At 69.6% G+C, this 13,891-nt stretch carries 13 protein-coding genes; 5 read left to right on the forward strand and 8 right to left on the reverse strand.

All coding sequences use genetic code 11. The features are described from left to right. Nucleotides 1–22: 22 nt before the first annotated feature. Nucleotides 23–364, reverse strand: a complete 342-nt coding sequence (locus tag ACE11G_RS00175; protein ID WP_006896734.1) for a YnfA family protein — start codon at nt 362–364, stop codon at nt 23–25. Nucleotides 365–498: 134 nt separating this feature from the next. Between ACE11G_RS00175 and ACE11G_RS00180 the strand changes: the two genes are divergently transcribed. After that, entirely contained in the window at nt 499–894 is a 396-nt protein-coding gene (locus ACE11G_RS00180) for a nuclear transport factor 2 family protein (RefSeq protein ID WP_062367441.1), read from the forward strand. A gap of 23 nt (nt 895–917) precedes the next feature. Here the strand turns inward: ACE11G_RS00180 and ACE11G_RS00185 are convergent, their stop codons facing one another. The 4 genes from ACE11G_RS00185 to ACE11G_RS00200 all read right to left on the reverse strand — a co-directional run bounded on the left by ACE11G_RS00185 (nt 918) and on the right by ACE11G_RS00200 (nt 5,494). Next, the gene (locus ACE11G_RS00185; RefSeq protein WP_062367440.1) at nt 918–1,604 is read right to left on the reverse strand and encodes an SDR family oxidoreductase; all 687 of its coding nucleotides are present in this window, start codon (nt 1,602–1,604) and stop codon (nt 918–920) included. A 45-nt stretch (nt 1,605–1,649) separates the two neighbouring features. After that, the gene (locus ACE11G_RS00190) at nt 1,650–2,888 is read right to left on the reverse strand and encodes an MFS transporter (RefSeq protein WP_045538192.1); all 1,239 of its coding nucleotides are present in this window, start codon (nt 2,886–2,888) and stop codon (nt 1,650–1,652) included. Continuing rightward, a complete protein-coding gene (locus tag ACE11G_RS00195; protein WP_375003291.1) occupies nt 2,885–3,325 on the reverse strand; it encodes a MarR family winged helix-turn-helix transcriptional regulator in 441 nt (146 codons plus the stop codon). The genes ACE11G_RS00190 and ACE11G_RS00195 overlap by 4 nt, the downstream gene beginning before the upstream one ends. 147 nt (nt 3,326–3,472) lie before the next feature. Next, nucleotides 3,473–5,494, reverse strand: a complete 2,022-nt coding sequence (locus ACE11G_RS00200) for a TPM domain-containing protein (RefSeq protein ID WP_375003293.1) — start codon at nt 5,492–5,494, stop codon at nt 3,473–3,475. A gap of 53 nt (nt 5,495–5,547) precedes the next feature. Here ACE11G_RS00200 and ACE11G_RS00205 point away from each other — a divergent pair, with 53 nt between their 5' ends. Beyond that, entirely contained in the window at nt 5,548–6,957 is a 1,410-nt protein-coding gene (locus ACE11G_RS00205) for a phytoene desaturase family protein (protein WP_375003295.1), read from the forward strand. A gap of 27 nt (nt 6,958–6,984) precedes the next feature. On the opposite strand, the gene ACE11G_RS00210 is transcribed toward ACE11G_RS00205, so the two are convergent. Further along, complete coding sequence (locus ACE11G_RS00210) at nt 6,985–8,637, reverse strand: hypothetical protein (protein ID WP_375003297.1); 1,653 nt, start codon at nt 8,635–8,637, stop codon at nt 6,985–6,987. A gap of 64 nt (nt 8,638–8,701) precedes the next feature. Next, the gene (locus ACE11G_RS00215) at nt 8,702–9,496 is read right to left on the reverse strand and encodes an LLM class F420-dependent oxidoreductase (RefSeq protein WP_006896726.1); all 795 of its coding nucleotides are present in this window, start codon (nt 9,494–9,496) and stop codon (nt 8,702–8,704) included. Between the two features lie 96 nt (nt 9,497–9,592). Here ACE11G_RS00215 and ACE11G_RS00220 point away from each other — a divergent pair, with 96 nt between their 5' ends. Further along, nucleotides 9,593–10,219: a bifunctional 2-polyprenyl-6-hydroxyphenol methylase/3-demethylubiquinol 3-O-methyltransferase UbiG gene (locus ACE11G_RS00220; protein ID WP_006896725.1), complete on the forward strand. Its 627-nt coding sequence runs from the start codon at nt 9,593–9,595 to the stop codon at nt 10,217–10,219. Nucleotides 10,220–10,282: 63 nt separating this feature from the next. Further along, nucleotides 10,283–11,494, forward strand: a complete 1,212-nt coding sequence (gene dinB, locus ACE11G_RS00225; RefSeq protein ID WP_375003300.1) for a DNA polymerase IV — start codon at nt 10,283–10,285, stop codon at nt 11,492–11,494. Nucleotides 11,495–11,529: 35 nt separating this feature from the next. On the opposite strand, the gene ACE11G_RS00230 is transcribed toward dinB, so the two are convergent. Next, complete coding sequence (locus tag ACE11G_RS00230) at nt 11,530–12,468, reverse strand: NADP-dependent oxidoreductase (protein WP_006896723.1); 939 nt, start codon at nt 12,466–12,468, stop codon at nt 11,530–11,532. A 36-nt stretch (nt 12,469–12,504) separates the two neighbouring features. On the opposite strand from ACE11G_RS00230, the gene ACE11G_RS00235 reads away from it, so the two are divergent. Beyond that, a complete protein-coding gene (locus ACE11G_RS00235; RefSeq protein WP_006896722.1) occupies nt 12,505–13,806 on the forward strand; it encodes a TrpB-like pyridoxal phosphate-dependent enzyme in 1,302 nt (433 codons plus the stop codon). Nucleotides 13,807–13,891: the final 85 nt, after the last annotated feature.

The raw sequence follows: 13,891 nt of genomic DNA on the forward strand, positions 1-13,891 counted from the left end.
CCTGTTACGGCTGTGCCCCGGGCTAACCGTCCACCGCGCGCGGCATGTACATGATCACGGCGACGCCCACGAGGCAGATGAGCGCGCCGATGACGTCCCAGCGGTCGGGCCGGTAGCCGTCGGCGACCATCCCCCACAGCAGGGAGCCCGCGATGAAGACGCCGCCGTAGGCTGCGAGGATGCGGCCGAACTCGGCGTCGGGCTGCAATGTGGCGACGAATCCGTACACGCCGAGTGCGGCGACTCCGGCACCGATCCACAGCCAACCGCGGTGTTCGCGCACGCCCTGCCATACGAGCCAGGCCCCGCCGATCTCGGCGACGGCCGCTAGCGCGAACAGAATGAGCGAACGGGCGACGGTCATGGCAGTCGATCATGCCAGCGGACCGGGATCGGGGCTCGCGGACGCGGTCGCGGCAATCTTTCGCGGACCCTCGCGCCAGTGGGGCGCTCCTGTTAACCTTCCCACTAGAACATGTTTCAATTCAGGGAGTGGAAATGACTGCTGAGCAGCAGGAAACCGGACTTTCCGACAAGATCGCGGCCACCGTCGAGGCCTACATCGACGGCCTCAACTCGGGGTCGGCGGAGGACATCGTGAACCTGTACGCCGACGGCGCGACGGTGGAGGACCCGATCGGCGCACCGGTGCGCAGCACGCGTGACGAGCTCGTCGAGTTCTACAGCATCATCACCGGCCTCGAGAGCCGCGAAGCGACGCTGAAGTGGACCAAGATCGCCGGCGACACCGCGGTCTTCGAGTTCACGCTCGTGACCGGCACCGCGGGGATGAAGTTCGAGATCACCCCGGTCGACATCATGGTCTTCGACGCCGACGGCAAGATCGCCGGCATGCGGGCCGTGTGGGAGCAGTCGGACCTCAAGCAGCTGTAGGTCGGACGGTCGGCCGACGCCGGCTATCGGTTGCGCGGACCGCGCGGCCGGAGCACCACTTCGGTGGGGTGGGCGTCGGCCGGCGCGTTCACCGCTGACGCCACCGCCGCGGCGACGGTCTCCGCGCGCAGGTACTTCGACGGGTCGTACTCGGCGCCCTCGAAGGCGACGATGTCGCGCTGCATATCGGTGTCTATGCGTCCGGGGAAGATGGACGTGACCCGGAGTGCGGGTTCTTCGGCGCGCAGCCCGTCGGCCAGGGCCCGGAGCGCGAATTTGCTTGCGGCATAGGGCGTCCAATTGGCCCGCACGTTCATTCCCGCGCCGGAGTTGAGGAAGACGACGTGTCCGTCGGCGGCCCGCAACGCCGGGAGCAGCAGTCGGGTGACCTCGGCGGCTGCGATCACGTTGACATCCATCACCTGCCGCCATTCCTCGACGGGCGTGTCGGCGAGGGCCTCGAGGCTGCTCGCGACTCCCGCGCTGTGAACGAGCACATCGAGACGGGTGACGGTCTCCAGAGCGGTTTCCAGGGCGGCGTAATCGGTGAGGTCCACCGGAAGAGTCACGGCGCCGTCCAATTCCGTTGCTACACGGTCGAGTTCGGCCGACCCGCGGCCGCCCAGAATCAAGTCGTGGGTCGGTGCGAGCGCTTTCGCGATCTGCGCACCGACCCCACGACTGGCACCGGTGATCAAAGCGGTAGGCATACCGTCGATCCTATTGAATGCCGGCTCTGCATGACGTCTCTCGGCTCAGTACTCCTCGGCGCCGACCAGGACGGCCTCCGGGTCCACCGTGTGCTCGTCGGGCTTGCTGCCTCCGGCGAGCACCAGGGCGGCCACGGCCACCGCGCAGTAGCCTGCGGCGAACCAGAACGGGGCGGCCATGCCGAACCACTCGGCGAGGTAGGCGACCATCACCGCAGAGGCGGCGGCGCCCATCCAGCGCAGGAAGCTGTATCCGGCGCTGGCCACCGACCGCGGGGTGGAGTCGTCGGCGGCCGACATCGCGACCCCGGTGAACAGCGTGTTCAGCACACCGGAGGGAATGCCCGAGAGCACCACGGCCAGACCGATCAGCCACACCTGATGATCGACGACGCCGATCGCGGCGAGCACCATCGTCACCAGGTAGGCGCCGATGGCGGAGAGGACGCCGCCGCGAGCACCGATGGCCGAGGCGATGCGCGGCCCGACGAAGACGCCGGAGAGCGCGGTCAGCAGACCCCATCCGAAGAAGACCATTCCGGCGTAGATGGGGCGCAGGCCCATCGCGATCGGTGCCCAGGCGATGACGGTGAACAGTGCGCCGGTGTAGAAGGCCGAGCCGATCGAGTTGATGAGCAGGCTGCGGTTCTTCAGCGCCTTGATCGGATCGAGGAGTTTGACCGGTTGCCGCTGTTCACGAGGTCCGTCGGCGGGGAGCATGACGGCGCACAGGACGGCGCCCGCGAGCATGAGCAGTGCGGTGCCGGCGAACGGTGCGCGCCACGTCCACTCTCCGAGGACGGCGCCGAGCAGCGGACCGACGGCCAGTCCCGCTCCCAGTGCGGCCTCGTACAGCAGGATCGCTCCCTGCTGGCCGCCTGTGGCCTGTCCGACGATGAAGGCGAGCGCGGTGGCGATGAACAGTGCGTTGCCCAGACCCCAGATGACGCGCAGGGCGATGAGTTGGTCGATGTTTCCGGCGAAGGTCGACAGGCCGGCCGCGATGACGATGCACACCAGTCCGGTGGTCAGGGTCCGCTTGGGGCCGAACCGGTACGCGGACCATCCGGTCAGCAGCATGGCCACCACCTGGACGCCCATGTAGACGCCGAACAGCAGCGTGAGCTTGGTCTCGGGCGCGCCGAGCGCCTCGCGGATGGTGTTGAGGATGGGGTCGACGAGGCCGATCCCCATGAACGCGATGACCGCGGCGAACGCGGTCACCCAGACGGTCCGCGGTTGCCCTTTGAAGGCCGCGGTGAGGGAGTGGGAGTCAGTGCTCATGAAAGCTCCATTCGAGTCTGCAGTTCACGCAGGGCGGGCAGGGCGGCTGCCAGGGCTGCGCGGTGATCGTCGGACAGGGTCTGCAGTGCGCGCGTGACGCTGTCGTCTCGACGGGTCCGGATGTCGCTGACGATCTCGGAGCCGGTGTCGGTGGCTGCGATGATCACTGCCCGGCGGTCGTCGGGATCGGGTTCGCGGGATACGTATCCGCCCCGGTGCAGGCCGTCGATCAGTGCGGTCGCGGTCGGCATCCGGATCGATTCGCGTTCGGCGAACTCGCCCATCCTCATCGGCCCGTAGTCCACGAGTGAGGCCAGTCCCGAGGCCTGGGCGGCGCTGAGCTCACTGATGGGCGAGTTGCGTCGCAGGGTCAGGTACAACCGCGTCACCGTGTGCCGCAGTCCTGAGGCGAGGTCGGGGGCGTTCTCATCGGCCATACTTCGTAAGCCTAATACTTCGTAAGCCTAAATAAAAGACCGCGGAGCCATCGATCGCCCTGTGAACAGGGAGTTCACGTCAGGAAAATGGGGAACGTCACACGTCCGGGACACCTCGACCACCGGAGTGAGACGGACCGACGCCGGTCAGAAGCGACCGCCGGTCCCGATGCGGCCCGAACTCGACGACCCGCCGTAGGAACCGGGACTGCGTCCGCCGGAGCTGTAGCCGCCGAACGATCCCGGACGCATCGTGCCGCGCAGAACGCTGTCGACGAGGATGCCGGTGAGGACGGCACCGGCGATCGGAGGACCGGTCCGGTCGGCCGCGCCGGCCGCCCGTTGCTGGTCCTGCCAGGCGACGACGTCGTTCTGTGCCGCCATCAGCGCCTCGTCGGCGTTCCGGGACGCCTGCCGCGCCTGCTCCAGGGCCCGATCGGGGTCGGTGTCGGAGAGCCGAACCGCTTCGGCGCCGAGCTGCTGCGCCCTCGACAGGCGGGTCCGGGCGACGGAGCCGACGGCACCGCGCCGGGTCTCGATGAAGTCGGCCGCGGCCTGCGTCTTGGCTTCGGCCGTCTCGAGCGCATTGGTTATCAGCTGGGTGCGCCGCGACGTCTCGTCGGCGGTCCGATGTGCGGCGGCCAGTGCGGCATCGAGGTCCGCGTCGGCCTCCGAGAGGGCAGCGAAGGCGCCCAGCGGGTCGGTGTCGGCCTCCGAGTCCGCGGTGGCGAGCGCAGCCTTCGCCTTCCCGATCGCAGCCGTGAGATCGGATGGGGGAGCCGGCAGTCCCTCGGCCTGCGCCACCGCGGCCGTGACATCGGCCGTCAGCGGCGACAGGCCGTGACGAGCGCGGGCCAGGGTCGCGTCGGCCGAGTCGATCGCGTCGAGCAGTTTGGCAGCGGTCTCCAGCGCTCCCTCGGCCGACCGGATGTCGGCCACGACGGGTCCTTGCTGTCCGGCGGGCAGGGCGATCGCCTCGCGGCCCTGATCGGTGCTGTCCTCGGCGAACCGGAGTTGCTCACGCGCCAGGGCGACGTTCTGGCTGATCGAGGAGACCACGGTTCCGCCGTGCCGCTCGGTCAGCTCGGCCAGGGTGGCTTCGGATCGGGGCAGGCGGGCCGTGGTCTCCACGATCCGCCGTGTCAGCTCGTCGAGCCGTTCCTCGGCGTTGATCAGCAGGTTGCGCATGGCGTCGAATTTCTCCACCTGCTCGTCCAGCAGCGCATCCGCGTCCGAGCACGAGGTGATGATCTGCACCAGCATCGACCGCTGCTCGTCGGCGGTCTCCGGGATGTGATCGTCCAATCTCTGACGGAGAGCGAACGACGACGCCAGCGCGCGCTGGGCGGCGCCGAGCGCCGCGGTGAACGGCGCGGCGTCCGCCTCACCGAACTCGTCGATCGCGAGGACGAGTTCGTCGGCGCTGGTCTTGACGGCATTGTCGGTGTCGGTGAGCACCTCCCGCGACCATGCATGGAGTACTTCGAGGGGCTGCTCGGACAACTGGTCGACGGTCAACGAGTCGCCGGCTTCACGCAGATCGTCCACGTGCGCGGCGTGAGCCCGGCGTCGCCGCCTGCGGAGGTAGAGGAAGCCGCCGCCCGCGATCACGGCCGCGCCGCCGACCACCCCCGCGGCGATCGCTCCGGCGTGGGACTCATCGCCGGCCGCCGCGTCGATCTCGTCGACGGTGTCGAGCGCCGACGCCGCCCACCGTCCCCGCTTCAGATCCGGGACCAACGTGTCGGTGGCGATGCTGTTGATCTCGTCCTGGGTGAGACCGTCGATCGCGGCCGGCGCGGTGAGCCGGTAGCCGCGGTCCCCGGTGGCCACCGCCAGCAGTACGTCGCGGTCGCCGAAATCACTGAGGTCTTCGGTCTGGCGGGCCCAGTCGGCCGCCTTCATGCCGTCGAAGGAGTCGACGTAGACCACCCACATCTGGATCTTGTGGTCGTTATAGAGAGCGTCGATCGCGGAGGCGATCTTGTCGTGGTCGGCCTCACTGAAGACGCCGGCGGTGTCGACCACCTGATCGGCCATGCGCAGCGGCGCCTGAGCCCGAGCGCTGCCGGCCCCGGTGAAGAGCAGTGCCGCGAGGACCGCGAGAGCCGAGACCGTCACCATGAGTAGGCGGGCCCGGATCAGACGCTGGATGCTCGCGAAAACCATGGACTCAATCTAGCTTGTGAGTCTGACGGTTCTGGGTCGGTGAACGGGGCACGGTGGGTAACGAATGGGACGCGATCGTGATCGGTTCCGGTCCGAACGGATTGACCGCGGGAGCGGTGATGGCGCGTGCGGGCCGATCGGTGCTGGTCATCGAATCGGAGGACACGATCGGCGGCGGTTCGCGGACTGACGAGGCGTTCGGAACCGGAATTCGGCGCGACGTCTGCGCGGCCGTCCATCCGACCGGGTACGCGTCGCCGGCGTTCGCCGAACTCGGCCTGGCGGACCGGGTCGAGTGGCTGGTGCCGGAAGTCTCTTTCGCCCACGTCTTCTCGCGAGGTGATGCCCTGGGCGTGTACCGCGATCCGGTGCGACGGGCGAGTGAGCTGGGCGACGATGCCCGGGCGTGGCGTCGGACGGTCGCGCTCGGCACCGGGGCGGCGCATGACGCGTTACGGATGCCCGCGTTTCCCCGGCATCTGCCGCGAATGGCGCGTTTCGGTCCGCAGGCCCTGATGCCCGTCGACGCGTTGGTCCGGTGGGCTTTCCGTACCGAACGGGTGCGCACCGCGTTCGCGGCGGTGGCCGCGCACGCCATCCGGCCCTCGGACGCGCTCGGTTCGGCCGCCCCCGGACTTCTGCTGGGAACGCTGGCCGAGGCGGGTTGGCCCGTTGCCGCCGGCGGATCCCAGTCCGTCGTCGACGCGCTGGCCGCGATCATCCTCGGCAACGGCGGGCGGATCGAGACCGGCCGGCGAGTGCGCTCGGCTCGCGAATTGCCGACCGCCGGGCAGGTCTTCTTCGACGTCTCGCCCCGCGCGCTGGTGCAGATCATGGGGGAGCGGCTGCCGTCCCGGTATGTCCGGCGTCTCGAGCGTTTCGAGTACGGCGGCGGTGTCTGCAAGGTCGACTTCCTGCTGCGCGAGCCGATTCCCTGGTCGGGGGCGGGCGCCGAGGAATTGTTGTCGACGGCTACCTTTCACATCGCGCGCGACCGCGCGCAGATCAGCGGCGCGGAGGCCGACGTCGCGGCCGGCCGGGTGCCCGACCGACCGTGGGTGCTCGGCGGCGAACCCACGCGGGTCGATCCCTCGCGTGCGCCGGCGGGAACTCACCTGGCATGGGCGTACTGCCACGTCCCCGCGGGCTGCGGGAGCGACGTCTCCGACCGGATCGTCGCCGAGATCGAACGGTGCGCACCGGGTTTCACCGACACGATCGAGGGTCGGATCGTCACGACCGCGTCCGGCTACGAGGACTACAACGCCAACTGCGTCGGAGGCGACATCAATTGCGGCGCAGCCAATCTGCGGCAGCTGTTGGCACGACCGGTGCTGTCGGCGCGGCCGCATCGGACTCCGGTACCCGGCGTGTACCTGTGCTCGTCGGCGACGGCCCCGGGTGGCGGTGTCCACGGTATGTCCGGCTACCGCGCGGCGAAGACGGCGCTCCGGGACGGCTGATCCGGCGTCGCGGACCCGTGCGATGCCTCAGCGCACCACCAGGTCGGTGGTGGTGGCGCTCAGCGTGATCGGGGCGATCGACTTGCCTCGCATCCACGTGTCGACGAAGCGGCGCAGCTCCGGGTCCCGGTCGCGATTCGCGAAGGCCTCGCGGGGGATCTCCACGGCGCCGACCAGATGGCGCGGGGTGCGGGTGAGGCCGACGTGCCCGGGCGTCATCCGCATACCGTCGGCGGTGTGCAGGAGCACCGGAATCCGATGGCCGTCGGGAGTGGTGACGGTGGCCGGCCGAGTGGTGACCGCGGGATGGAAACTCGACACCGACAGTCGGTAGCCGGACGGCGCCGCGGTGAGTCCCACCTCGTCGAGCATCCGCGGGTCGATGACGCTGTACGGGATACCGATATCGATGAGTGTCTGCCCGTCGACGAGCGCGGAGCGGGAGGGGAGGGACGCCGACAGATTCCACGGCTTCTCGGGGGCGAGCGTCTCCGCGGACCGATCGCCGGGCGAGTTCTCCAGGAGCCGGCCCTGCAGCGTGCTGCCGGTCGGGGTGAACGTCCATGTCGAGGCGTGAAGGTCCTTGTGCCAGAAGCCCGTTCGGCCATTGCTCCGGCCTTCCACCCGGAGCTCGCGCTTCTCGGGGCCAGGACCGGTGGAGATCACGGTGATCGCGGAGGTGATCTCGCCGGGAATCTTGGGCTGGCGTGTCCAGTCGGGTGCGGGGAGCTGGACCGCGGCGGTCGACCGATCGAAGGCCTCGACCGTCAGGTTGGTGGCGCTGGGCTTCCCGGTCTGCGGGTCCCAGCTGTAGCGGAAGAACACCGAATCCGATCCGGAAGAGTCGAAATCAAAAGTGCGCGTGAACATGTCGCCGTACCGGTTGACGACGAAGGTGGTGGATCCGGCGGCCGAGAGGGCCACGGACTGAAACCGGCCGCCGAGCGGGCTGCCGATCTCGTAGCTGTCGTCGTTGGGCAGCCACGGATCGGCGTAGGTGATCCGGCTGCCGTCGCCGGTGAGCGCCGGGATCATCGTCATCTTCGCCTGACCGGAGGGGTGGACGCGGCCGGCGATATCCAGGTACGCCCGGTTGTCCGACGGCGAGGTCACGCTGAGCGCCCAGCCGCCGCGGCGGTCGTCCGGCAGCTTGCGGCCGGGCCCCGTCCACAGCATGGCGCCCCACGCGGAGGTCCAGTTCCACAGCAGAGGGGACTGGGTCACGTTGTCCATGGTGTAGATCCAGCCTTCTCGATCCACGCCGACCAGTTCGTCGTCGTCCAGTGAGATCGCGACGAGCCGTCCGCGCAGGCAGGACGGCAGGGGGACCGTCCGCCAGCGGCTGTCCGCTGCTGACCGCGGGGGACGCGGCCGGGTCACCAGCGTGCCGGCGTCGGTGAGTGCGAACTCCCAGAATCGATTGAACTGAGTCTTCTCGGTCCGCAGGTCCACGCGTGACGGCGCCTGCTTGCCCGTGTACTCGGCGAAGGTCGTCAGTCCGGTGCGATCACCGGTGGACGGAACGCCCGGCGGAATCTGTGCGGTGCCGAAGGGAACACACGACGCCGGTCCGGCGTGCGCGGCCGGGGCGCCGGACAGTGGCAGAACGATCGTCATGACGATGCCGGAGAGCGCCGTCGCCAGACGGATTCGGGAGAGCCGGTTCCGGGGTCGGGTCATGAATCCGGACTATATCGGGCGCGTCCCGGGCGGTGTCCGCTTCGGCCCATCGGGCCGGCACCGATTATGCGGTGCGCGAATCCCGCCAGCGCACCAGTTCCCGGACCGCCGTCAGGTCGTAGTCGGGTCCGCCGGTGGCGACCGTGAGGAGGGTGACGCCCTCGGCCGTGATGTCGTCGGCGAACCGAAGCATGGCGCCGACGTCGCCGTCGAAGCGGACCTCCGCCGACCGCTCGATCTCGGCCGGATCGCGTCCCACGTCGGCGCAGTGCCGAGCCAGGACACCAGACTTGTGGCGATAGGACTCGACGTCGACGAACCCGTGCCAGAGATCGGCGTGTTCGGCGATGAGCCGCAGTGTCTTCTTCTCGCCGCTGCCGCCGATCAGCAGCGGAATATGGCGCGTGGGTGCGGGATTCAGCTTCGCGAGCCGTTCGGTGAGTCGCGGCAGGGAGGCACCGAGGGCGTCGAGTCGGCTGCCCTTGGTGCCGAAGTCGTATCCGTACTCGGTGTAGTCGCGCTGGAACCAGCCGCTGCCGATGCCGAGGATGAGACGACCGCCGCTGATGTGGTCGACGGTGCGCGCCATGTCGGCCAGCAGCTCCGGATTCCGGTAGCTGTTACAGGTGACGAGAGCGCCGAGCTCGACGCGGGAGGTCTGCTCGGCCCAGGCGCCGAGCATGGTCCAGCATTCGAAGTGGGCGCCGTCGGGGTCGCCCGACAGCGGGAAGAAGTGGTCCCAGTTGAAGACGATGTCGACTCCCGCGTCTTCGGCACGCATCACTGCGTCCCGGATGAGGGAGTACTCCGGTGAGTGCTGGGGCTGGAGCTGGACGCCGATTCGGATGGGGTGACTCATGGCTCCAGTGTGCCGTGCGGTCCGCCGCGGCGCCGGTTCTTGCCGCGCGCGCAAGCCGCGTCGCGGCGTGGCCGGTGATTGTGGGAGCGTCGAGGAGTGAGTGAACATCAGCACGACCACGATCAGCAGCAGGCTCCCCGTCATCCCGTCTCCGCGGCCGAGTGGGACGAACTCTACGAGTCGTCGGACCGGCTGTGGACCACCAACGTGAACCCCGCGCTCATCGCGGAAGTCGGTGATCTGCCTGCCGGTTCGGCATTCGACCTCGGGTGCGGCGAAGGCGCCGACGCCCGGTGGCTCGCCGACCACGGCTGGACGGTGGTGGGAGCAGACATCTCCACCGTGGCTCTCAAGCGTGCGGCCGCGACTGATTCACGTGAAACAATCACCTGGCTGCCGTTCGACGTCACCGCAGATCAGTTCGACCGCACGTACGACCTGGTGGCCCTGAGCTATTTCCACATCGCGAGCGACGACGTCGCGGTCCTGCAGAAGATCGCCGATGCCGTGGGGCCCGGCGGCACGCTGCTCGTGGTGATGCACGACCCCGAGGGGATGCGCGCGCACGGGCGGAGCCCGGACGGGTTCCTCTGGCCCCGCGACATGGTACGTCTGCTGGGCGAGGGCTGGGAAGTGGTGACCGACGAGGCGCGCGACCGCGGCATCCCGGCGGGCGGCGGCCATCATGTGCGGGATGTGGTCCTCCGTATGCGCCGGGTCTGAGCTTTCCGCCGGTCGGTGGTGCCGCGGCGGGGAGATGTCGGACCCCGGTGAGACCCTCGCGGTATGAGAGTGGACGCGGGCACACGCAAGCAGGCATCGATCCTGCACGCCGACCTCGACTCCTTCTACGCGTCCGTGGAGCAGCGCGACGACCCGTCACTGCGCGGCCGTCCGGTGCTGGTCGGCGGCGGGGTGGTGGTGGCGGCGAGCTACGAGGCCAAGGCGATGGGTGTCCGCTCGCCGATGGCCGGCCGTGAAGCCCGAGCGCTCTGTCCTCGCGCGGTGATGGTGCACCCTCGGTTCGAGGCGTACACCGAGGCCAGCCGCGCGGTCTTCGCCATCTTCTCCGACTTCTCGCCGTTCGTCGAGGGCATCTCCGTGGACGAGGCCTTCCTCGACGTCGGCGGCATGCAGGCGATCGCCGGATCGCCCGTGCAGCTCGCGGCACGGCTGCGGGAGCGGGTGCGCCGCGAGGTGGGCCTGCCCATCACTGTCGGGGTCGCGAGCACCAAGTTCGTGGCCAAGGTGGCGAGCGCGGTGGGGAAGCCGGACGGTCTGCTCGAGGTCCCCGCGGGAGGCGAACTCGACTTCCTTCACCCGTTGCCCGTGCGACGGCTGTGGGGCGTGGGCGCCAAGGCCGAGCAACGCCTGGCCGACGCCGGGATCGAGACCGTGGGCCAGATCGCCTCGCTGGGCGAGGAACGGCTGTCGATGCTCCTGGGTCGCGGCCCGGGCAGGCACCTGTACGCACTGTCGATGGCTCGCGATCCACGGCGCGTTCAGACAGGCAGACGCAGACGTTCCATCGGGGCGCAACGGGCGCTGGGTCGTCGGTGGCGGTCGGAGGCGGATATAGAAGCAACACTCGTCGCGATCGTCGACGGCCTGGGCCGCCGTCTCCGGTCGGCGCAGCGGCTCGTGCGAACGGTGGTGCTGCGTCTGCGCTTCCACGACTTCGAGCGAGTGACGCGGTCGCGGACGCTATCCGAACCGACCGACCGCACCGATATCGTTCTCGCGGTGGCGCGGGGTCTGCTCGACGAGGCGATGCCGCTGATTCGTGAGCGCGGCTGCACGCTGATCGGGCTGTCGCTGACCAACCTCGCCGATCACGGCGCCGTTCAGCTCGCGTTACCGCTCGACGGCGCCGACCACGCCGGCGACCTCGACCTGGCCATCGACTCGCTGCGGTCGAGATTCGGGAAGGGTGCGGTGACGCGGGGAGTGCTAGTGGGTCGTCCACATCTGCCCGAGAGCCCGATGCTGCCGGATTGACGGCGCCCCGGTCTGGGGGTCACGGTCTGATGGGTTCACGGAATCAAGACCACTTTGCCGCCGGCGTGCCCGGCGGCCACCAGCCGCAGCGCCTCGACCGCACGATCGAGCGGGAAGGTGCGCGCGATCGGCACCGTCAGCTCGCCGGCCGCGAGCAGATCGAGGAGTTCGCCGCGCACACCGTCCCGGAACGCCGCGCTGGCGGGGTCGGCGCCCGAGAGCGCGTCGAAGCCGTACTCGCGCGCGGCTTCGCGGTCGACGACGGTGAGGATCCGATCGCGATCGGCCACCAGTTCCAGTGACGCGGCCGTCGCCTCTGGGCCTCCGGCCGCGTCGAGCGCTGCGACCACCGGACCGGGTGCGGCGTCGCGGACGCGCCGAGCCAGTTCGGGACCGTAGGTCACCGGAATACCGCCGAACCGTGCGACCGCGTCCGACCGACCGGGACCGGCCGTGCCGACGACGGTGACCCCGGCTCGACGCGCCAATTGCAGGAAGACGGCGCCGACTGCGCCCGAGGCGCCGTGCAGGAGCACCGTCTCGCCGGACACCGCACCGGACCGCGACAGCAGCTCGGCCGCCGTGCACCCCGCGAGAAGCAGCCCCGCGGCCTGGTCGTCGGGCACCGCATCCGCCAGGACGAAGGCCTTCTCGGCGGGGATGGTGATCGCCGACGCGTAGCCGCCGTGCACGCGGAAGGCCGCGACGCGATCGCCCACCGACACCGCCCCGGACCCGGCGCGGGTCCGCGGTCCCATGGCGGTCACCACCCCCGCGATCTCGTAGCCGATCGGCAGCGGCAGGAGAGCGGGGTCGGAGGCCCTGAGCGTGTGCTTGAGGTCGGCGGGATTCACTCCGGCGGCCGTGACGCGGACGGTGAGCTGTCCGGGGCCGGGAGCTGCGGGTTCGCAGGCGACGGCCCGGAAGTCGTCGAGCCCGCCGAAGCCGTCCGCCACCCACCTGATGCCCGTCATGACGTGCAGCCTACTGCGCACATTATGGTGACCTGCATGACAAGCAATGTTGACGCGTCCAACCCCGATCTGGTCACAGTGGACGTGCCCACCCACTGGTACAACCTCGCCGCGGAGCTCGACGAGCCGATTCCGCCGCACCTGCACCCCGGAACCAAGGAACCGGTCGGGCCCGACGATCTGGCCGCGCTCTTCCCCGCCGGTCTGATCGCCCAGGAGGTCTCCACCGAGGCCTACATCGAGATCCCTGAGCCGGTTCGTGAGATCTACCAGATGTGGCGGCCGTCGCCGCTGTTCCGCGCCCGCAGATTCGAGGAGGCGCTGAACACGAAGGCGCGGATCTACGTCAAGTACGAGGGCGTCAGCCCGGTCGGCAGCCACAAGACGAACTCGGCTGTCGCGCAGGCGTATTACAACAGCATCGACGGGGTCAAGAAGCTCACCACCGAGACCGGCGCAGGTCAGTGGGGCAGCGCTCTCTCGTTCGCGGGCGCGCAGTTCGGTCTCGACGTGGAGGTGTGGCAGGTGCGGGCGTCGTACGACTCCAAGCCGTACCGGGGCTTTCTCATCCGCACCTACGGCGGCACGCTGCACCCGAGTCCCTCCGACCTCACCGAGGCCGGACGCGCGATGCTGGCGAAGGACCCCGACACCACCGGCAGCCTCGGCATGGCGGTGTCGGAGGCGGTGGAGGTGGCGGCCGCGAATGATGACACCCGCTACGCGCTCGGCAGCGTGCTGAACCACGTCGTGCTGCACCAGAGCGTGATCGGCCTCGAGGCCGTCGACCAGCTGAACGCGGTGGAGCCCGGCGGCGCCGACGTCGTCTTCGGTTGCGCGGGCGGCGGATCGAACCTCGCGGGCCTGTCCTTCCCGTTCCTGCGCGAGAAGCTGCACGGCCGTTCCGATCCGCGGATCGTCGCGGCCGAGCCGTCGGCCTGTCCGTCTCTGACTCAGGGTGAGTACCGCTACGACCACGGCGACGTCGCGGGCCTCACGCCGCTGCTGAAGATGCACACGCTCGGTATGGACTTCGTCCCGGACCCCATCCACGCCGGCGGTCTGCGCTATCACGGCATGGCGCCCGCGCTCAGCCACACGGTGGAGCTGGGTCTGGTGGAGGGCGTCGCGATCGACCAGCGCGCCGCCTTCAGCGCGGGCATCACGTTTGCGCGCACCCAGGGCATCGTGCCCGCCCCGGAGTCGACCCACGCCATCGCCGCGTGCGCCGAGCACGTGGCGAACAGCGACAAGGAGGAGGTCGTCGTGATCGGGCTCTCCGGGCACGGTCAGCTCGATCTGCCCGCCTACGCGGAGTTCTTGAACGGCTCCTTCTGACGGCTGTCGGGCCCGCCGGTTCCGGATCCGGACGGGCGGGCCCGATGCGGTCCGTGCGCGTCCCGACTCCTGCGGTTCGACGAAT

This window comes from Gordonia sp. PS3 (assembly GCF_041950545.1).
GTDB lineage: Bacteria > Actinomycetota > Actinomycetes > Mycobacteriales > Mycobacteriaceae > Gordonia > Gordonia sihwensis.

Coding starts and splice junctions, on each gene's coding strand:
- ACE11G_RS00175 (WP_006896734.1), bottom strand. CDS start 364: ATGACCGTCGCCCGTTCGCTCATTCTGTTCGCGCTAGCGGCCGTCGCC.
- ACE11G_RS00180 (WP_062367441.1), top strand. CDS start 499: ATGACTGCTGAGCAGCAGGAAACCGGACTTTCCGACAAGATCGCGGCC.
- ACE11G_RS00185 (WP_062367440.1), bottom strand. CDS start 1,604: ATGCCTACCGCTTTGATCACCGGTGCCAGTCGTGGGGTCGGTGCGCAG.
- ACE11G_RS00190 (WP_045538192.1), bottom strand. CDS start 2,888: ATGAGCACTGACTCCCACTCCCTCACCGCGGCCTTCAAAGGGCAACCG.
- ACE11G_RS00195 (WP_375003291.1), bottom strand. CDS start 3,325: ATGGCCGATGAGAACGCCCCCGACCTCGCCTCAGGACTGCGGCACACG.
- ACE11G_RS00200 (WP_375003293.1), bottom strand. CDS start 5,494: ATGGTTTTCGCGAGCATCCAGCGTCTGATCCGGGCCCGCCTACTCATG.
- ACE11G_RS00210 (WP_375003297.1), bottom strand. CDS start 8,637: ATGACCCGACCCCGGAACCGGCTCTCCCGAATCCGTCTGGCGACGGCG.
- ACE11G_RS00215 (WP_006896726.1), bottom strand. CDS start 9,496: ATGAGTCACCCCATCCGAATCGGCGTCCAGCTCCAGCCCCAGCACTCA.
- dinB (WP_375003300.1), top strand. CDS start 10,283: ATGAGAGTGGACGCGGGCACACGCAAGCAGGCATCGATCCTGCACGCC.
- ACE11G_RS00230 (WP_006896723.1), bottom strand. CDS start 12,468: ATGACGGGCATCAGGTGGGTGGCGGACGGCTTCGGCGGGCTCGACGAC.
- ACE11G_RS00235 (WP_006896722.1), top strand. CDS start 12,505: ATGACAAGCAATGTTGACGCGTCCAACCCCGATCTGGTCACAGTGGAC.